The 20,177-nt window shown below is 59.0% G+C and carries 14 protein-coding genes; 9 read left to right on the top strand and 5 right to left on the bottom strand.

The annotated features are described in order from the left end of the window. Nucleotides 1-10 precede the first annotated feature (10 nt). Nucleotides 11-712, top strand: a complete 702-nt coding sequence (locus ABIQ96_RS00320; RefSeq protein ID WP_348212529.1) for a pseudouridine synthase — start codon at nt 11-13, stop codon at nt 710-712. A 218-nt stretch (nt 713-930) separates the two neighbouring features. Continuing rightward, on the top strand, nt 931-1,137 hold the full coding sequence (locus ABIQ96_RS00315; RefSeq protein WP_348212528.1) for a hypothetical protein: 207 nt from the start codon (nt 931-933) through the stop codon (nt 1,135-1,137). Nucleotides 1,138-1,142: 5 nt separating this feature from the next. Here the strand turns inward: ABIQ96_RS00315 and ABIQ96_RS00310 are convergent, their stop codons facing one another. The 4 genes from ABIQ96_RS00310 to ABIQ96_RS00295 are packed head-to-tail and all read right to left on the bottom strand — an operon-like array spanning nt 1,143 to nt 6,444. Then, nucleotides 1,143-1,604, bottom strand: coding sequence for a hypothetical protein (locus ABIQ96_RS00310; RefSeq protein ID WP_348212527.1), 462 nt, complete (start codon nt 1,602-1,604; stop codon nt 1,143-1,145). Nucleotides 1,605-1,662: 58 nt separating this feature from the next. Continuing rightward, a complete protein-coding gene (locus ABIQ96_RS00305; RefSeq protein WP_348212526.1) occupies nt 1,663-3,030 on the bottom strand; it encodes a DUF1552 domain-containing protein in 1,368 nt (455 codons plus the stop codon). Nucleotides 3,031-3,064: 34 nt separating this feature from the next. Next, a complete protein-coding gene (locus ABIQ96_RS00300; RefSeq protein ID WP_348212525.1) occupies nt 3,065-5,443 on the bottom strand; it encodes a DUF1592 domain-containing protein in 2,379 nt (792 codons plus the stop codon). Further along, nucleotides 5,440-6,444 (bottom strand): alpha/beta hydrolase-fold protein, encoded by a 1,005-nt coding sequence (locus ABIQ96_RS00295; RefSeq protein WP_348212524.1) that lies wholly within the window; start codon nt 6,442-6,444, stop codon nt 5,440-5,442. The genes ABIQ96_RS00300 and ABIQ96_RS00295 overlap by 4 nt, the downstream gene beginning before the upstream one ends. 148 nt (nt 6,445-6,592) lie before the next feature. Here ABIQ96_RS00295 and ABIQ96_RS00290 point away from each other — a divergent pair, with 148 nt between their 5' ends. The 3 genes from ABIQ96_RS00290 to ABIQ96_RS00280 are packed head-to-tail and all read left to right on the top strand — an operon-like array spanning nt 6,593 to nt 14,208. Beyond that, nucleotides 6,593-8,920, top strand: coding sequence for a beta-galactosidase (locus ABIQ96_RS00290; protein WP_348212523.1), 2,328 nt, complete (start codon nt 6,593-6,595; stop codon nt 8,918-8,920). A 5-nt stretch (nt 8,921-8,925) separates the two neighbouring features. Next, nucleotides 8,926-9,741: an NAD-dependent epimerase/dehydratase family protein gene (locus ABIQ96_RS00285; protein WP_348212522.1), complete on the top strand. Its 816-nt coding sequence runs from the start codon at nt 8,926-8,928 to the stop codon at nt 9,739-9,741. Nucleotides 9,742-9,801: 60 nt separating this feature from the next. Next, complete coding sequence (locus ABIQ96_RS00280; protein ID WP_348212521.1) at nt 9,802-14,208, top strand: HEAT repeat domain-containing protein; 4,407 nt, start codon at nt 9,802-9,804, stop codon at nt 14,206-14,208. A gap of 2 nt (nt 14,209-14,210) precedes the next feature. On the opposite strand, the gene ABIQ96_RS00275 is transcribed toward ABIQ96_RS00280, so the two are convergent. Then, the gene (locus ABIQ96_RS00275; protein WP_348212520.1) at nt 14,211-15,035 is read right to left on the bottom strand and encodes a protein-disulfide reductase DsbD domain-containing protein; all 825 of its coding nucleotides are present in this window, start codon (nt 15,033-15,035) and stop codon (nt 14,211-14,213) included. Between the two features lie 111 nt (nt 15,036-15,146). Here ABIQ96_RS00275 and ABIQ96_RS00270 point away from each other — a divergent pair, with 111 nt between their 5' ends. The 4 genes from ABIQ96_RS00270 to ABIQ96_RS00255 all read left to right on the top strand — a co-directional run bounded on the left by ABIQ96_RS00270 (nt 15,147) and on the right by ABIQ96_RS00255 (nt 19,940). Beyond that, entirely contained in the window at nt 15,147-16,163 is a 1,017-nt protein-coding gene (locus ABIQ96_RS00270; protein WP_348212519.1) for a phenylalanine--tRNA ligase subunit alpha, read from the top strand. A 42-nt stretch (nt 16,164-16,205) separates the two neighbouring features. Further along, nucleotides 16,206-16,598: a four helix bundle protein gene (locus ABIQ96_RS00265; protein ID WP_348212518.1), complete on the top strand. Its 393-nt coding sequence runs from the start codon at nt 16,206-16,208 to the stop codon at nt 16,596-16,598. A gap of 50 nt (nt 16,599-16,648) precedes the next feature. Continuing rightward, complete coding sequence (pheT, locus tag ABIQ96_RS00260) at nt 16,649-19,033, top strand: phenylalanine--tRNA ligase subunit beta (RefSeq protein ID WP_348212517.1); 2,385 nt, start codon at nt 16,649-16,651, stop codon at nt 19,031-19,033. Nucleotides 19,034-19,121: 88 nt separating this feature from the next. Next, nucleotides 19,122-19,940, top strand: coding sequence for a DUF4062 domain-containing protein (locus tag ABIQ96_RS00255; RefSeq protein ID WP_348212516.1), 819 nt, complete (start codon nt 19,122-19,124; stop codon nt 19,938-19,940). The last annotated feature ends 237 nt before the right edge of the window (nt 19,941-20,177 follow it).

The raw sequence follows: 20,177 nt of genomic DNA, 5'->3' as shown, positions 1-20,177 counted from the left end.
CAACCATTTCATGAAACTCGTCAAACTCCTCGCCAACCTCGGCTACGGCTCCCGCAAGGAAGTCCAACGCCTCATCCGCTCCGGCGCGGTCACCGATGCCGATGGAAACGTGTTAGGCGAAAACGACGTGCCGCCGCATGACCAGATCCGCTTCCGCGGCGAGGAACTCGATCCGCCCGCGCCGCTCGTCATCATGCTCAACAAGCCGGACGGCTACACGTGCAGCAGCGAGGACCCCGGCAGCACGATTTACGATCTTCTGCCGGAACGTTTCGCCCACCGCAATCCCGGGCTCAATCCCATCGGCCGCCTCGACAAGGACACCACCGGCTTCCTCCTGATGACCGACGATGGAAAATTGCTCCACAAGATCATTCATCCGAAATCGAACTGCCTGAAAATCTATCAGGCAACCCTCGACCGCCCGCTCGAAGGCCATGAGGGCGAGCTTTTCGCCTCCGGCACCCTCGTCCTCAACAGCGAAACCCGCCCGCTGCTTCCCGCCGCGTTGGAGGTGTTAGGCGAAAAGGAGGCCCGCATCACCCTGCACGAAGGCCGCTACCATCAGGTCCGCCGGATGTTCGCCGCGGCCGGAAATCACGTCCTCGAACTCAAGCGCATCTCCATCGGCGGCCTGCAAATGCCCGACGACCTTGAAGAAGGCGATTGGCGCGTGCTGGAGCCGGAAGAGCTGGCAAGCGTCTTCGCGTGAGGAGGATTTCCAAAGACCCAGAAATGCGGCCGCAATATCACTTCAGGAATTCCGAGCGCGGGCTTCTCGCATGGGATGTTCGCAAACTGATTGCGGGAACCCGTGGATTGCAGCCCTTAGAAATTCCATTGAGTGACATCGCGGAACTCGACGAAAGGTTCTGGTACGATCTTGAAGGAGATTCGCCCACGTGCCGGAGCATTGCCATGCACGCGAGGATGATCGAAGAAACCGATCTGCTCTATCCGATCATTATCGATCCGGACGGACGGCTGATGGATGGGATGCACCGCGTGTGCAAGGCGCTGAATCAGGGATTGAAGACGATTTTGGCCTATCGCTACCCGCAACTTCCCGAGCCGGATTTCATCGGCATTCCCGCAGGAGAGCTGCCATACGAAGTCACCCTCCCCGGCGACCCCTGAGGCGGTCACGCGGAATGGATCAATCGATCATATCCACCCTGCTTGACCAGACAGGCATCGGAAGAAGAGGAGAGGTGCGGACATTTCCGGCGGAGTTGGGCGGTAAACTCCAGCAGATGATGCGGGCGAAGTTGCAGGATCTTCCGTTCACCGGGAGACTCGAAGATGATCTGCAGATACTGGCGTTTCGCAGAGCCACTGCGACGGCAGCGGCGGATGGTTTCGATGCGGGAATAAGGAATCTTGGAAAATCCCAAGGGCGTGCTCACCACCAAACGGTCTTCCTCCAGCCGGATCCTTCCCGCGCGGGCGAAAACAACCGCCATACTCGAAAGGAATGCCAAGGCGAGGGAGATCGTGACGCCGGTTGCCAGCGGTTCATTCACCCGCTCCATAAAATCGGCTCCCGACTGGGAAACCGCCACCCAACCTGCTAGCAGCACCAGAAACATCGCGGGGATTTTCATGAATGACACCCATATCAAATCGAAGCTTCGTGTCGAGATGGAATTGGGAGGGAGGCGGCTAGACCTTCCGCAAAGCGCCTGTGGAGTCGCCGAAGCGTTTGTCGGCGACGCCGAATTCGTTGAGCATTCTCAGATAGAGATTGGAAAGCGGGACGTCCTCGCCGAGCTCGACGTGACGACCCGGAGTGAAGGCTCCGCCGGCGTTTCCAGCGACGACGATGGGAAGGTCGTTGTGGTTGTGGCGGTCGCCGTCAGAGATGCAGCCGCCGTAAACGATCATCGAATTGTGGAGCAGCGTCTGACCGTCGGAATCCTTGGTCGTCTTCAGTTTATCGAGGAAATAGGCGAGCTGCTCGATGTAGAATTTGTCGATCTTCGCGATCTTTTCCAGGTTGTCAGGGTTCCGCTGGTGGTGGGAAATGTTGTGGTGGCCGTCCGACACGCCGATTTCCTGAAACGACCGGTTGCTTCCGTCGTGGGCCATGAGGAAGGTGGAAATCCGCGTGGAGTCGGTTTTGAAGGCGAGGACCATCATGTCCATCATGAGGCGGAGCTGCTCCTGATAGGATGCCGGAGTCTCCTTGGGTTCCGGCACGCCGGGGTCGGCGGGCAGGCCCATGGCTTCGGTCTTCTCGATCTGGCGTTCGATTTCGCGAACACCCGTTAGATACTCATCCATCTTGTGGCGATCGTTGCGGCCGAGGTAGCGCTGGAGCGCCTTGGCATCCTCTTGGACGAAATCGATCACGGATTTCTTGGAGGCGTAGCGGCGGTTCAGGCTGTCGGCGCGCTCCTTGGCACTGCCTGCGCCGAAAAGGCGTTCGAAAACGGCGCGCGGGCTCGACTCGGGAGTCATCGGCTGGTTTTCCGAACGCCATGAAAGGTTGAACTGATAGGCGCACGAGTAGCCCGAATCACATTGTCCGGCCTTGCGGACACCGTCGGCGGAAAGTTCGAGCGAGGAAAGTCGGGTCAGGTTCTGGACGGCCTGCGCGGCGACCTGGTCGGCGGAGATGCCAAGCTGGATGTCGGAGCCAGCGGTTTTGCGCGCCCTTGCGGAGGTGAGGAAAGTGGCGACACCGCGGGCGTGGTCGCCGGGACCGTCGCCGCCGGCCGTGGCGTTTTTCTGCTCGAAGCCGGTGAAGACCTGGAAATCGGCGCGGTGGGGTTCCATCGCCTTGAAAGTCTCCCCCATCTTGTAGCTGGCGGTGGTGCCTTTCGCCCGCCAAAGATCCATGTTTACTCCGTTAGGAATGTAAAGGTAGGCCATGCGCAGCGGCGCGCCGCTCGCGGTGGTGGCCAGCGCCTTTGCACCCTCACCCGCGGCGAGCAGCGGGCTGAAGGCATCGAGTGCGGGCAGCGTGACCGCCGCTCCGAGTCCGCGGAGGAAGCCGCGGCGTGATGTGCCGTTGAATGGAGGTTGCATGGTTTCGTTCGGGCCAGGTGTTAGGTTTGGGGAGTCAGCCGTCCCCGCGGCGTTTTTGGAAGGGTGCGCTTTCGATGATGCCTTGGATGAGCTCGCGCAGGGAGCCTTTGCTTTTATCAAGACGCTCGGTGAGCTGGTCGATCGTCGTGGCGTCGTAAATTTCGATACCACGTCCGATGGCGAAAGTCAGGAGTTTTTCCGAGAGACAGCGGTAAACGTCGTCCTTGCGCTGGACGGCGAGGATCTGCTTGAGCGTGGAAATGTCCGCGAATTTCTCACCGGTGACCAGTTTCCCGGACGAATCGATCGTTTTCCCGTTCTCCTGGCGGCGGAACTGGCCGAGCGCGTTGTAGTTCTCCAGTCCGAGGCCGATGGGGTCCATGCGGGAGTGGCAACTGCGGCATTCCGGTTTCTGCCGGTGGATCTCCATCATCTCGCGCTGGGTCGGATGGGCGTTGCCCGCGGTCACCGCGGATTCGAGCTTGGGAATTCCGGGCGGCGGCGGCGGTGGCGGAGTGCCGAGGAAATTGTCCAACACGAACAGCCCTCGCTTCACCGCCGAGGTGCGGGTCGGGTTCGAGGTGACTAACAAAAACGAGCCTTGCGAAAGGACACCGCCGCGTTCGGGATGCTCCGTCAGATCGACAGGGACAAATTCCTCTCCCTTGACTCCCTCAATGCCGTAAAATTTCGCGAGGCGCTCGTTGAGGAAACTGTATCGAGCGGAAATGAGTTCTTCAACCGGACGGCCCTTTTTCAAAATGAACTCGAACAGCATTTCGGTCTCCTTGCGCATGTCGGCGCGCAGGCGTGGATCGAAAACAACAGCAGCATCGCGGTTGGTGCCGACACCGAGGATCGTCTTCGCGCTGATGGCGACGGTATCGACATCGCGCGTCTGGAGCCACTGGCCGACGAAATTTTTCACCAGCCGCGAAGCACGCGGATCGGCGAGCATGCGGTCGATCTGCGGGGAAAGATTGGCGCGGAGCTTGTTGTTGAATGCGAGGCTCAGCAATTCATCATCGGGAACCGAGCCCCAGAGGAAGAACGAGAGCCGCGCGGCCAGCGAGTATTCGTCCAGCGGGACGATCTTGGCCGGATTGTTAGGTTCCGGCTGGAACTCCACACGGAACAGGAAACGCGGCGAGGCGAGACAAGTGGCGATGGCGACCTTGATGCCGTCCTGGAAACTCTTCTCCGGCTGGTGCGCGACTTCTTTGACGATGGCGACAAGGCGATCGATCGTCCCGTCATCCAGTGGTTTCCGGAACGCGCGACTGACGAAACTGCGCATGATTTTCCGGGCGTAGCGGGTGGCGGCCTGATCTTCCTCCGGCGCGGGACCATCGACGAAAATCATGCGGTAGCCTTTCGCATATTCGTGCTGATCGCCGCCCAACGGTCCCTGCACGATGACGCGCTGGACTTTCAGGAAAAGATCTTCCTCGCCCGCCAACGGCCGCCGCGCGGGGGTGATGCCGATCTCGATCGTCTGCTTGCCTTTTTTCAGCGGCACTTTGCCGGTCAGTTCGATCACCCGCCGCTGGTCCCAGCCGAGCGAAACCTGACCTACCTTCCCACCGGCGGCGGTGACCTTCATGATCGCTTCGTCGGTGGTGGCTTCGGCACCACCGAGGATGGAATACTCGACCTTGATCTGATAGTCGCCATCCCAGCGGATGTCCTGGTCCATCTTGACCGTTTGCATTTTCGCAAACGGCAGCCAGCCGCCATTGATTCCCGGGTCACCGGAGCTCTTGAAATCCGTGCCGTCGATGTCCACCCGCGGCACCTGCGCGGCGGCACCTTCCGGCAGCGCCAGCGCGACGACTTCGTCCGCCGCGGCGATGTATTTCTCCATCAGCAGCGGGGAAATCGACAAAACATCGCCGATGTTATCGAAGCCGTAGCCGGTATCGTCTGCTGGGAAAACCTCGCGGGTGTCGTATTCCACGCCTAGCAGATCATAGACGGCATTCTGATATTCCGTCCGGTTGAGGCGCCGGATCGTAACACGGCCGGGATCCGGATTCGCCGGATCCAACTTGAAGATGTCCTGCTCGATCCATGAGAGCAGTTCCTTTTTCTGTGCGATCTCAAGCTGATCCTTGTCCGACGGCGGCATGATCTGGCTGCGCACGTTCCGCCAGATGGAGAGCCAGTGTTTTTTATCCTTCAGGTGGGTCGGCAGGTCCTTGAACTCGTCCATCGAGAACTTGCCTTTCGAGACCCCTTCGCCGTGACATTTGAAGCAATAGTTTTCCAAAAGAGGTTCAATCTCCTTCTTGTAGCTCGCCTCGGGATCGGCGGCAAACGCCGAAACTGTTAGGGCCGACACCACGAATCCACAAGCGGACTTTCTAACTATTCTGCAAATCGGAGATGAATAACTCACGGAGGAAAATTTCATTTCGCCTGATATCCCTGCCACAACCATTCGAGTGCTCCGGGGAGCGTCTGCCAGGTGACCTTGCCGTCCACGTGACCGGCGTTTTTCGCGAACACGTAGCGGTAGGCGTAGTTCTTGGCTTTCAGTTCGGCGGCCATGCGCTCGTTCGCCATCACCCAGTTGTGGAGCGAGGCTTCGTCGCGGTCCCAGCCGTTGTCCTTCTCGCTGACTTCGAGCCAGGCGCGGATCGGTTTCGCGGCGGAACGTTTGATTAGATTCTCATGGTATTCCCAAGCACCGTGCGGGGTCTTGCGGTCTTCCGGGAATTGCTGGTTCACGTAGGTGCCGGAGTAGGAGAGCACCTTCCGATAGAGCTCCGGGTGATACCACGCCATGGTGAACGCCGCCGCCGCGCCCGAGCTGCCACCCATCGTCGCGCGACCTTCGGGATCGGTGGTGAACTTGATGCGGTAGTCCTTGGTGATTTTCGGCAGGACCTCCTTCTCGATGAACATCGTGTAGTTTCCGTCCAACGTGTCGTATTCAAGACCGCGCTGGCTGCCTTGCGCGTCACCGCCGCCGGAGTTGACGAAAACGGCGACCATCACCGGCAGGCGCTTCTGGTCGATCATGTTGTCGAGCACCTTCGAAACCACATCGCGGTAGCCCATTCCATCCTGAATGACGATGAACGGCGCTTCCTTGCTCGACCGGTATTGCGACGGCACATACACCGCGACCTTGCGCTGATAGGGAACCTCGCCCTTCTGGTTTTTCGCGATGCCTTTGTAAATCTTGCTATCCTTCGAATCCATCGTGAACTCGTGGATCTCGCCCTTCGGCACGTTCGGCTGGACCTGCGTTTCCGGAGCGTTCGCATAATCCGGGCCGATCGTGGTTTCCGCCGCCTCGTCCACCTTGCCCTCTTTCGCCTCGGCTTTCTTAATGGCAGGTGCCGCGCTAACAGCGGTGACCAGGGAACACAGGACAGAACAACAAATGAGGCGGGGCGTGATTTTCATGGGATGGTTTTTTCGCGGCACTTCAATACACCGGCTACTTAGGCGGTTTGTCATCGGATCCGTCAATCCCCCGGTCGGGCCGGAAAATTTCCACCCTCCCCCCATTAAGTCGGATTGCACTGGCAACACGGATCCTTCATTTTCAGGAATGCGCAAGACCCTCGCAGCACTCATTTCCATGGCCTCCCTCGTCACCTTCTCCACCGCCGCCACCTTCGAGGTGAAGGGCCGCGACTACCTGCTCGACGGCAGGCCATTCCTCATTCTCTCCGGAGAAATGCACTACCCGCGCGTCCCCCGCGAGTATTGGCACGACCGATTGAAAAAGGCCAAGGCGATGGGCCTCAACACCATCTGCACCTATCTTTTCTGGAACGTCCACGAGCCGCAGCCCGGGAAATGGGACTTTTCGGGAAATGCCGATTTCGTCGCCTTCATCAAGGCCTGTCAGGAAGAAGGCCTGCACGTCCTCGTCCGGCCCGGCCCCTACGTTTGCACCGAGTGGGAATTCGGCGGCTATCCCGGCTGGATCCTCGCCGACCCCAAGACCGTCGTTCGCAGCACCGACCCGAAATTCCTCAAGCCCGCGATGGCTTACTTGGAAAAAGTCTCCGCCATGCTCAAGCCGCTCCAAGTCGAAAACGGCGGACCCGTCCTGATGATCCAGGTCGAAAACGAATACGGCTCCTACGGCGACGACCAGGCCTTCCTCAAAGCCCACGTCGATGCCATCCGCAAGGGCGGCTACACCGGCACCCTTTTCACCGCCGATCCGCCGAACGCCTTGGAAAAAGGCACCATCCCCGGCATCGCCGCCACCGTGAATTTCGGCAACGACGCCAAAAAGGCCTTCGAGAAATACGAAGAACTCCGCCCCGGCCAGGCCCGCATGATCGGCGAATTCTGGGTCGGCTGGTTCGACCACTGGGGCGCGCCGCACGCCAGCACCGAGGCCGGACCTAAAGCCGCCGAATTCGACTGGGCGCTCTCCCAAGGCATTTCCGCTAACATCTACATGTTCCACGGCGGCACCAACTGGGGCTTCTACGCCGGGTCCAACTGGAACGGCGGGCGTTTCGAACCCGACACGACTTCCTACGACTACTCCGCCCTGCTCGACGAAGCCGGCCGCCCGACCGCCAAGTTCGACGCATTCAAAGAGGTCATCAAAAAGCGCGTCCCCAACGCCGTCTTCGGCCCGATGCCTGAGCCGCTGCCCATCATTGAGATTCCGGAGATCAAACTGACGGCCGCCGCTCCGTTGTTCTCTCGGCCCCCCGATTCTCAAGTCAGTGAGCAGCCTAAAACCATGGAGGCTCTCGGCCAGACATTCGGCTACATCCTCTATACAACAAAGGTAAAAGGCCCGTTTCGCGGAGTCCTCTCAGTGCCCAGCATCCGCGACCGGGCGATCATTCTCGTGGATGGAAAGCGCCAAGGTGTGCCGATGGACCGCCGCGTCAACAGATTCTCCGCCGAAGTCGAAATCCCCGCCGGCGAACACACCCTGGGCCTGTTTGTGGAAAACATGGGCCGCATCAATTTCTCCAAGGAAATGGTCAACGAGCGTAAGGGGCTCATCGGCCCGGTGAAACTCGGAGAAAAGACTCTCACCGGCTGGACTAACATCCAGTATCCTTTCAAACCCAAATGGCTCGACGGCAGGACGACCATCGATGGTGACCCCAAAACCGTAGGCAAGTTTGAACAACCCGTTATCTATCGCGGCGGTTTCACCCTCGAAAAAACCGGCGACACCTGGCTCGACATGCGGAAATTCGGCAAGGGCGTCGTCTGGGTCAACGGCCACAACCTCGGCCGCTATTGGCAGGTCGGCGCACAACAAGGACTCTACCTTCCCGGCTGCTGGCTCAAGAAGGGCCAAAATGAAATCATCCTCCTTGAAACCGACCTCTCCAACACCCCGCTTATTCTAACCGGCGTCAAGGAACCGATCTGGCAGCAAAACGTCGAGGCCTCCCGCTTGTCGAGAAAGCCCGGCCAGGAATTCAAGGCCGACGGACTCGAAGCCGTGACCGAAGGCGAATTCGCGCAAGGCAGCGATTGGCAGGTCGTCAAACTCCCCGCACCCGCCACCGGCCGTTATTTCGCCCTCGAATCGCTCGACGCCTACGATGACAAACCCTTCGCCGCCGTCGCCGAACTGCTTTTCATCGATGAAAACGGCAAGGACCTCCCGCGCGAAAAAATGCACGTCGTTTACGCCGACAGCGAGGAACTCACCGGCGACGACGGCACCGCCGCCAACGTCATCGACAACCAGCCGACCACCTTCTGGCACAGCGAATGGAAGGCGAACAAACCCGCCCACCCGCACCAGATCGTCCTCGATCTCGGCGGCGAGCACACCATCACCGGCTTCCGCTACCTTCCCCGCCCCGGAGCCGGCAGCCAGGGCGGCCGCATCAAACGCTACCGCGCGTTCTTTTCCAAAGAACTCTTCCCCGGCCTTTGATTTCCGTGAAACTCCTCCTCATCGGCAACGGCTATCTCGGTCAGGCGATCAGCCGGGAATTCCGCGACCACGGCTGGGAGGTGATTCCCGTTTCGCTCTCGGGCGGCGATGGCTCGACCGCCTGCGACGTCGGCGACGCGGTCGCTGTGGCGAAATTGCCGGTCGCGGATTTCATCGTCCACTGCGCCGCTTCCGGACGCGGCGGGGAGGAGGCCTATGACCATGTTTATGTCCGCGGCTGCCGGAATCTGGCGGAAAAATTTCCGGGCACGCCGCTGATTTTCACGTCCAGCACATCGGTTTACGCGCAAACGGACGGCTCGGTCGTGACCGAGGAAAGCCCGGCAATCCCGGATCGCGAGACCGGCCGATTGCTGCTGGAGGCGGAGGCCATCACGCTGGCCGCGGGAGGTATCGTCACCCGCTTGTCCGGCATCTATGGCCCGGGTCGCAGCGTGATTTTGCGGAAATTTCTCGGCGGCGAAGCGATCATCGAGGAGGATGGCCGGCGTTTCCTGAACCAAATCCACCGCGACGATGCGGCAAGGGCGATTTTCCACCTGGCCACCTCCGGAGCGCTGGGTGAAATTTTCAACGTCAGCGATTCGCAACCGCTCACCCAGCTTGGTTGCTATGAAAAACTAGCGGAAATGTTTTCCCTGTCACTCCCGCCGTCCGGCCCCCGCGATTTGAACCGCAAACGCGGCTGGACCCATAAACAAGTGTCCAACGCCAAGCTGCAAACCACCGGTTGGCAGCCGGATTTCCCATCGTTTGTGGACGCGGCAGAGTCCGTCTCCCGGACATTGTTACCCGTGTAACTCATTTGGAGGAACTGCTCTTGAACGATGAGCCTCCCCTTTCCCGTATCCCCGATCTCCATGGCCCCAAAATCCACCTTCCAACTCGGACTCGCCACGCTTGCGATGCTCGTCTCCGCATCCGCAGCCGAGCCGCTCCTGCAACTGAAAAAGGGCGACCACATCGCCATCGTCGGCAGCGGACTGGCCGACCGGCAGCAACATCAGGCGTGGTTCGAGGCGCTCATCCAAAAGGCGTTTCCCGACGATGATCTAACGATCCGCAATCTCGGTTTCTCCGCGGACGAGGTGGACGTCCACCCCCGCTCGAAGGGAGTGCCGCCGATCGAGTGGTTCCTCTCGATGAAAACCGGCGATACCAAGCTGAACGACAAACTGGTTTACAAGGCCGGCGCCGATTTCGGAGCGGACGTGATTCTCGCCTACTGGGGCTTCAATGAATCGTTCCACGGACCGCAAGGGCTGGAGGATTTCAAGAAAAACCTCGGCGACTATCTGGGCAAGCTGCAGGCGGCGAATTTCAGCGGCAAGGGAGCACCGCGCATCGTGTTGTTTTCCCCGATCGCCCAAGAGGATCTGCACAATCCGAATTTCACCGACGGCGAGGAGAACAACCGCAACCTCGGCCTCTACACGCACGCCATGGCGGAAATCGCGAAGGCGAAAAACATCCCGTTCGTCGATCTGTTCAAGCCATCCACGGAACTCTATCAGAAAGCCGATCATCCGCTCACGATCAACGGCATTCACCTCACGGGAGAAGGCGACAAACTGCTGGCACCGATTCAGTTCGAGGCGGTGTTCGGAAAAATGCCCGCCGCGACGAGCGATCCCTCGGTCGCGAAAATCCGTGAGGCGGTCTTGGACAAAAACAACGAATGGCACCACCGCTACCGCACCGTCGACCAATACAACATCTACGGTGATCGCGGACTCCTCGAATACGCCGGTGTGACAAATAACACCATCCTCGGCCAGGAAATGGCGCAGCGTGACGTCAAGACCGCGAACCGCGACAAGCGCGTCTGGGCGGTGGCCAAGGGCGGCGATCTGAAAGTGACCGACGACAACCTGCCGCCGGTGGATCTGACGCCGCCTAACCGGAAAGAGGAAGTGCCCTACGACGACCCCGAGGATGCGATCAAGTATCTGAAAATGGCTCCCGGCTGCAAGGTGGAGCTCGTCGCGTCCGAGAAATCGTTTCCCGATTTGATCAACCCGGTGCAGATGAGTTTCGACACCAAAGGCCGCCTCTGGATCGCCGTCTGGCCGAACTATCCGGAGACCTCGCCGACAACGAAGGTCTTCGACAAGATCCTCGTGATTGATCTTGATCCGAAGACCGGCAAGGCCTTGAAAACAACGACTTTCATTGATGGCCTGAACTGTCCGACCGGCTTCCAGTTTTACAAGGACGGCATCCTCCTGATGCAGTCGCCGGATCTCCTCTACGTCCGTGACACCGACGGCGATGGCAAGGCCGACACCCGCGAGCGCGTGCTCCACGGCCTCGACGCCGCGGACTCCCACCATGAGACGAATTCCATGTGTTACGAACCCGGCGGCGCGGTCTATCTGAGTGACGGCGTGTTCCTCCGCAGCAATGTGGAAACCTTCAACGGACCTATCAGAAATATCGATGGTGGGATCTATCGCTACGAGCCGCTCACCGGGAAATTCATGCGCCACGCGCCGTATGGATTCGCGAATCCGCACGGCCGGGTTTTCGATTACTGGGGCAACGACCTGATCACCGACGCGACCGGAAACGCCAACTATTACGGCCCGGCCATGAGCGGCCATCTCGACACGGGCGCACACCCGACGATGAAACAATTCTGGGACCGCCCGTCGCGGCCCTGCCCCGGCACCACCATTCTATCAAGCCGCCATTTCCCGGACGACTGGCAGGGGCTTTTCCTCAATACCAACGTCATCAGCGTTCAGGGAATTTTCCGTGCGAAACTGACGGAGGAAGGCTCCGGCATCAAAGGCGAAACGATTTCAAACCTCATCGAAACCGATATCGCCAAAAATCCGAATTTCCGGCCCTCCGGCATCACGGTCGCTCCCGACGGCTCGCTCTATTTCATGGACTGGTCGCAGATGCTCATCGGCCACCTCCAGCACCACCTGCGCGATCCTAACAGAGACCACGCGCATGGCCGGCTCTACCGGATCACTTACGAGGGCCGCCCGTTGCTGGAACCGAAGCAGATCGATGGCCAGCCGATCCCCGCGCTGTTGAATCTGCTCAAGGAGCCTGAAAACGACGTCCGCCTCCGCGCCAAGATCGAGCTCGGAAAACACGACGCCAAGGAAGTCACCGCCGGCGCAATGGCTTGGGTGAAAACCCTCGATACCACGGATCCCGCCTATGAGCACCACCTGCTCGAAGCACTGTGGGTCCATCAGTGGCACAACATCGTGAACCTGCCCCTGCTTCAACGCGTGCTGAAATCCCCCGAACCCCGCGCCCGTGCCCAAGGTATCCGCGTGCTCGGCTACTGGCGCGACCGCGTGCCCGGAGCATTGGCCATGGTCAAGGTCGCGGCCGAGGACGAAGCGCCGCGTGTCCGGCTCGAAGCGGTGCGTGTCGCCAGTTTTTTCCGCGAGACCGCCGCCGCGGACGCCGCTCTAACAATTTTGAAACACCCGACGGATTACTACCTCGACTATTGTTTCAAGGAAACCATGCGCCAGCTCAAGCCCTGGTGGAAGGACGCCATCGCGGAAGGCAAGGAACTCGCCACCGACAACCCCGCCGGAATTTCATTCCTGCTGGATTCCGTGAGCAATACCGATCTGATGAAGCTGCCCAAGTCACCGGTTACTCTCACCGCGCTGCTGACCCGGCCCGATGTGGAGATGAAACAACGCGAAACCGCCCTTTCCGAGCTTGCGGGATTGAAGAAAATCCCACCGACAAGGACCCTGGTGGGAGTCCTTGCGAGTCTGCCTGACAAGGATGACAGCGCCACACGGGATCTCTGCGTGATGTTGCTCCAACAATCCACCGCAGATCTCAAATCCTCACGGGAATCGGTTCAGAAACTCGCCGTCTCCGGTGCGTCCGACGCCATCAAACAAAGCGCAGCAGCGGCCCTGATCACCGCCGATCACTCGATAGGCGCCGTCTGGAATGAGGCCATCCGGTCACCGCAGGCGCTCACCTCGTTTCTCAACGCGCTGCCACTCGTTCCGGACGAGCAACTCCGCGGCAGTGCTTTCAATATTGTTAAAAACCTTCTCGTCACCCTTCCCAACGGAGTGGCTGCCGCGTTGAAAAACCAAAAAGGCGCTAGCGGCCGTTTCATCCGCATCGAGCTTCCGCGGAAGGGCACGCTCTCGCTCGCTGAAGTCCAGGTTTTCAGCCAGGGTAAAAACATCGCGGAGAAAGGCAAAGCAACTCAGCAAAGCACCTCCAACGATGGAGACGCCAAACGTGCCATCGATGGCAGGACCGACGGAAAATACAGCGCCGACTCGGTGACCCACACCGACGAAAATGCGCCAAGCCCCTGGTGGGAACTGGATCTCGGATCAGAACAGGCCATTGAATCCGTTTCCATTTGGAACCGCACCGACGAGGAGCTTGGAAACCGCATGGAAGGCTTCGACCTAACAATTCTGGATGCGGACCGCCACGAGATTTTCAAGAAATCGGGCAATCCCGCGCCGAAGGAGTCCGCTCAAATCGGGATACAGAACGACGCCGCCGGCACCATCCGCCGCGCCACAATCCACGCGTTGGCCGGCCTCGGGAAAGAGCCACAGGCGGTCTTTGTTATCCTAACTGATTTGATCCGGAAGAACGATCAGGTTCCCGCGGCCGCGCAAGCGATGACGAAGCTTCCAAACAGCGCGTGGTCCAAGGATCAAACGGCGCTGGCAGCCAAGGGTATCATCGACTGGGCCCGCACGGTCCCCGCCGACAGCCGCACCTCGAAGGAATACGCCGACACGATCCAGGTGGCGAACAAACTCATCGCCCTGCTCCCCGCCGACCAATCCGCCGCGGCGAAGAAGGCACTGGGAGATCTCGATGTGAAATCCTTCACGATCAAAACCGTCCGCGAGCAGCTCCGTTACGACACCGCGCGCCTCGTCGTGGAAGCAGGCAAACCCTTCGAAGTCATTTTCGAAAATCCCGACGCCATGCCGCACAATCTGGTCTTCGTCATGCCCGGAACGATGCAGGACGTTGCCACGGCCGTGCAGACGCAGGCTCCCGACAAGTTAGACAGCAAGGGCCGCGCCTATCTTCTGGAAAATGATCCGCGCATCCTCGACGCCACCAAACTCGTCGAAGCCGGGAAATCGGAAACCCTTCACCTCACCGCGCCCGTCAAGGAAGGCACCTATCAATACGTCTGCACCTTCCCTGGCCACTGGGCGATCATGAAGGGCGAGCTGATCGTAACGAAGGATGTGAAGGCGTATCTGGCCGCACATCCCGCGAACTGATTTCAATACTTCGGATCGACCTCCACAAAAACCGCAGGTTGCTCGCCTTGTGGCAGGCTAACAACTCCCGGAAGCGTGGGCGGATTCTTCGGCCCGGTTTCGGAAACAGGAAGACTTATGGAAATCGTGCCGTCTTCGATCATTTCGATTCCCTGCTTCCCGTTGGAGTCCACCTGACCGTCGGCTGTGAAAAAATGGATCTTCTTGGCATCGTCGGACAACATCATATCGCGGGAAGCGGGTTTCAAAGTGAGCCAGATTTCGGTGGGGTGACGTTGGGCAGTGACTGTCCATTTGGTATTCGGTTTGGGAACGAGAGCGCGGAATTTTTCAAACAGAGGTCGGGTCTCGGCATCCGTTTTCGCGGATTCGGTGACTGGCAAGGTGATGGAAAACGGAACATCGGTCGCAGGCTGACAGGTTTTTCCACAGCACATCCACGACGCTTTGGCGGTCAGGGTGATTGTTTTCGTGGATAGATCCGCGGGAGGTAAAATAGGGATCAGCAGCAGCGTTTCGCCCTCGTAGCCCTGGGCCTCGTAGCTCGCCATTTTGACGATCCGGGGTGCGGGCCATTGGATTTCTCCGGCCTTGAAGCCGGGAGGCAGGCTCCATTGGATTTTTGTCGCGAGGCCGACGATGCCGGGATTTTTCCAATAAGTATGTGACCCAGGCGGGTGTTTCAGGTGGAGCCCGAGGTGAAATTCCTTTCCCGGGCTGACGCTCCGCACTTCGGAAATCAGTTTGATCTCCAGCGGCTTGTCGGCTTCCTCCGCCCGGATCAGGCTGGGCAGAAGCACGATGGCGAGGAAACTGACGAAACGCATGGCCCGAGGTTACGCGATACGGCGCGGAATGGTATCAGATTTCCCGGCGGGTCTCGAAGAAGCTTGGCTTTGACCGATGGCGGGTTTCGGTCTATTCCCCTCGCCTTTCCCATGAAGGAGCAAATCGAAGCCATCCAAAATGAAGCGCTTGCGCAAATCTCCGCCGCGGCGGACGAACGCACGCTCGATGACGCACGCGTGGCCGTGCTCGGCAAAAAAGGCACCCTGACGCTCGTTGCCGCGGGCATCAAGGACGTGCCGAAAGAAGACAAGGCAGCTGTCGGCCAGCTCCTCAACGCCGCCCGCACCGTAATTACGGCCGCGTTGGAGGAGAAGCAGATCGCCCTCCGGGAAATCGCGGACCGAGCCGCGTTGGTCGGTATCGATGTCACTTTGCCTGCCCGCCAGATTTCCGTCGGCTCGCTGCATCCGCTCACGTTGATCCGCGACGAAGCCATTCGCATCCTCCGCCGCATGGGTTTCGCGCTCGCCGACGGACCGGAAATCGAGGATGAGTTCCATTGTTTCGACGCCCTCAACACTCCCGCCGACCACCCGGCGCGGAACGAAAAGGACACGTTCTATTTCGACTCCGGCAAACTGCTCCGCACCCACACCTCCAGCGTGCAGATCCGCACCATGGAAACCCAGACGCCGCCGATCCGCATCATCTGCCCCGGCTCCGCCTATCGCCGCGACGAAATCGATGCAACCCACCTTTCCGTCTTCAGCCAGCTCGAAGGCCTTTACGTCGGCGAAAACGTTTCCCTCCCCGACCTCAAGGGCACGTTGGAGTATTTCCTCCGCGAGCTGTTCGGCACCTCCACGGAAGTTAGATTCCGCCCGCACTTCTTCCCGTTCACCGAGCCGAGCTTCGAGATCGACGTGAAGCTCACCGTAAAAGGCGAGGCCCCTAAGTGGATCGAAATCGCCGGCTGCGGCATGGTCGATCCCGCCGTTTTCGAAGCGATCAACAAGTCCCGCAAGGACAACGCCTTCGATCCCGAGAAAGTCACCGGCTTCGCCTTCGGCATGGGCCTCGACCGCCTCGCCATGATCCGCTGGGGCATCAAAGACATCCGTTTGCTCATCGAAAACGACGCCCGTTTCCTCAAACAATTCGCCTGAAGAGATAGGGGATTGGAGATAGGAGATGTTGGATAGAAGACTATGGAATCGGACTCACTGGGTTATAAAAAGCTGAGGATCTGGATATTGGCTCGCGAGCTGGTTATCGAGATTCATCGCATGACCTTGGTTTCGCTTCCGAAGTATGAACTCTATGAAGAGGGTAGCCAAATTCGACGGAGCATGAAATCCGTGAAATCCAATATCGTCGAGGGCTACGGTCGCCGTCGTCACAAGGCCGAATACATCCGTTTCCTGGACTACTCATATGGCTCGGCGCTCGAAACGGTCGATCATTTGGAAACTCTCTTCGAAACCGGATCCCTCCGCGAAGAGGAACTTTTTCACTCACTTCACGAGCGCCTGAATCAGCTTTCGAAATCCATTTATCTCTTCACTCGCGGCGTGGAAACCCATCACAACGAAGATCTCTGAATCGATTCTTCCTCTTCCATCCCCTATCTCCGATCCCCTATCCTCTTCCCATGAATGTTTCTCTCAACTGGCTCGCCACCCACCTCGATCTATCCGGCAAATCCATCAAGGAAATCGACGACCTCTTCACCTTCGCCGGCGTTGAAGTCGAAGGCATTATTTCCAAAGGCATTGCTTCGGATAGGATCGTCGTCGCCCAGATCATGGAAGCCGTCCAGCACCCGAATGCGGACCGTCTGAAAGTCACGCAGGTCAACTGCGGCGAAGCCACGCTCCGCCAGATCGTCTGCGGCGCGCGGAACTACAAGGTCGGCGACAAAGTCCCTTGCGCCCTTCCCGGTGCCGAGCTTCCCGGCGGTTTCACCATCGGTGAGACGGTCATGCGGAAAGTGGAATCCAAAGGCATGCTCTGCGCCGCCTCCGAGATCGGCCTGCCCGCCGGTGAGGACGGCCTGCTCATCCTTCCCGCGAATTCCGAAATCGGAAAACCCGTGAAGCAACTCTTCGATTCCGACACCCTGCTCGAACTCGAAGTCACGCCTAACCGCCCCGATCTTCTCAGCCACCGCGGCATGGCCCGCGAGCTCGCAACCTTGCTCAAGATCCCGCTGCTCCCTTTGGATATTCCTGTCAGGGAAACGGAGGTCGCCCGTGATTTCACGATCCGCATCGACGCACCAGCGGCGTGCCCGTTTTACACCGCGATCCGGATTTCCGGTGTCACCGTGAAGGACAGCCCCGCGTGGCTCAAGCAGCGCCTCGAATCCATCGGCCTGCGCCCGATCAATAACATCGTCGATATCACGAACTACGTGCTCCACGAACTTGGCCAACCGCTACACGCCTTCGATGCCGCGAAACTCATCGGTGGCATCGTCGTCCGGGCCGCCAATGACGGCGAAAACTTCCTCGCGCTCGACGAATCCACCCACGTCCTCACGCCGGATGACCTCGTCATTTCCGATGCGTCAGGAAATGCCCTCGCCCTGGCCGGCGTCATGGGCGGAGCGGATAGCGGCGTGACGGAAACCACCGCGGACATCCTGTTGGAGTCCGCCTATTTCACCCCGCAAGGCATCCGCCGCACCTCGCGCCGGACCGCCCTATCATCGGATTCCTCCTATCGCTTCGAGCGTGGCGTTGATCCGGCAGGCATTCTAACTGCCTCGTCGTTCGCCGTAAAACTCATCCTCGAATTCGCAGGTGGCACTGCGGAAGAAACCACCCTGCTCGCCGGTGAAGCCCCCGTCCTCGTCCGGTCCGTCACCCTCGACGCGCAGAAACTCGACCAGCTCATGGGCGGCTCCATCGCCCTAACCGACGCCGAGGAAATCCTCACCCGCCTCGGCCTCACCAAGCTCGCCGACGGCACCTGGGACGTCCCCTCCTTCCGCGCCGATCTCCAGCGCCACATCGATCTCGTCGAGGAAATCGCCCGCGTCCACGGCCTCGACAACGTGCCCTCGCGTTTCCTCGGCACCTTCGTCCCCGCCAGCCCGGTCGATGCCGCTTACGATGCCGACATGGTCCTCCGCCGCCGTCTCGCAGCACTCGGCCTGCACGAATGCCAGACCATCAAGCTCATCTCGGACGTCCAGGTTTCCGACATCCTGCCGCTGCGGCCGCTGCAGGATGGCGATGTCATCCGCGTGAAACTCCCGCTCAGCGAGGACCACGCTGTCATGCGCCCGAGCATCGTCCCCGGCCTGATCGCCTCGGCTGCTAGAAACGTCCGCCAGCAGGCGAAGTCGCTGCGCCTCTTCGAAATGGGCCGCGTCTTCCGCAACGCCGGCGGCGGCAAGGCCAAGGACCAGGAAAGCGAGACGCTCGCCATCCTGCTCTCCGGCTCCGCCCTGCCCACCGGCTGGTCACAGGCCGACCGCACCAGCGACCTCTACGATCTCAAAGGCATTCTCGCCGCCCTGCTAGGCGGTCGCGAAATCAAATTCGCCCCGAAAGAGCGCGACGGATTCGTCCTCGGCTGCGACATCAAGGTCGATGACCAGAACATCGGCGTCTTCGCCCGCCTCACACCGGCCCGCGAGCGCGAACTCGATTTCACCACGCCGGTTTACGTCGCCGAACTCGATCTCGGAAAACTCCGCAAACTGCTCAACGGCATCAGCCACGTCGAGGATCTCCCGCAGTTCCCCGGCTCCTCCCGCGACGCCGCGATGGAACTCCCAGCCACCACCGCGAACGCCCAGATCGAAGCCGTCATCACCAAACTCGCCGAGCCCTTGTTAGTCTCGTCCGAGTGCTTCGACGTCTTCACCGACCCCACCGGTCAGAAGATCGCCGCAGATAGCAGATCCGTCGCCTACCGCTTCCATTACCGCGAGGCCACTCGCACCCTCAAAACGGAAGAGATCGACACCGCCCATCAGAAAGTCCTCGAAGCGCTGACGAAGGGACTTGGGGTGAAGTTCCGGTGAATGAGATCATTTTCTTCCTTGCGGAACGAGAAACCAAGCTAATCCGATTGTCACTGAAAAGTGGGTAGGGTAAGTAATAGGCAAAACAATGGAAAAGCGGTATCAAGTTTTTGTCAGTAGCACCTACGATGATCTTAAAGAAGAGCGGCGCGAAGTTATCCAAGCTCTCCTGGAACTCGATTTCATTCCGTCGGGTATGGAGTTTTTCCCAGCAGCAGACGACACGCAATGGGAAATCATAAAACAGATGATAGACAGGTGCGACTACTACATTCTGATCCTTGGCGGTCGTTACGGATCTCGCGACAAAGATGGAATGGGTTACACTGAAAAGGAATATGACTACGCGATTAGTCAGAAAAGACCCATCATTCCGTTTGTCCACGGCCACCCTGGGCAGCTCATTTCGGACAAAGTAGAGAAATCAGAAGCAGGAAAGAGATCACTGGATAAATTCAGAGCTAAGGTCGAAGAAAATCGGCACCGTAGAAAATGGACCACTCCCGACAATCTTGGGTCGGCTGTGAAAACCGGCCTCTTTCAGATAATCAAATCAAAACCAGCTATCGGATGGGTCCGCGGCGATCAAGTTTCAGCTCCGCAGCTTCCGTCAAAAGATGATCCGTTGATTGATACTACTTGGGATTTCTTGAGATCAGATCGTAAGAAGATAAATCAGTTTGTTTTTACCGCAGACGGGAAAGTTATTTGCAACAGTAACTACAAGAATGCCACTTGGCAGCGTCTTGGTGAAGACGTCATCCTCTTTGGATACGGCATAGAATCGTCATACATTGCCTTCAGATTCGTCGACGAGTCACAGACAGCAATGGAAGGCAGCCATGTTGGGGGCGGACGTCGTTTCCTCCAAGCAATCCCTTGTTCTTACTATGATTCCTCTTGCTGAACTCAAGCGATCAACAGAATCTCTCGGGCCTCTATGCGGGAGGCGGGTCGGGTTTGGTGTGTGGGCTTGTCGAAGATCCACTCAAGTTAAGTGAAAGAGTCGCTACCATTGTGTGAGCCGGTCCCCGGAATTCGGGCCAAGGGTTAAGCTATGATTGTGGTGTGTGGGTGCGGACTGTAAACCGAACCAAACACACACGAAATGAAAGGCAAACGCAGAAGACACGACCCCGAATTC

The organism is Luteolibacter sp., from assembly GCF_039920825.1.
Classification (GTDB): domain Bacteria; phylum Verrucomicrobiota; class Verrucomicrobiia; order Verrucomicrobiales; family Akkermansiaceae; genus Luteolibacter.
The sequence above is the reverse complement of the archived record's forward strand: the minus strand, read 5'-3'. Positions and strand labels throughout refer to the sequence as shown.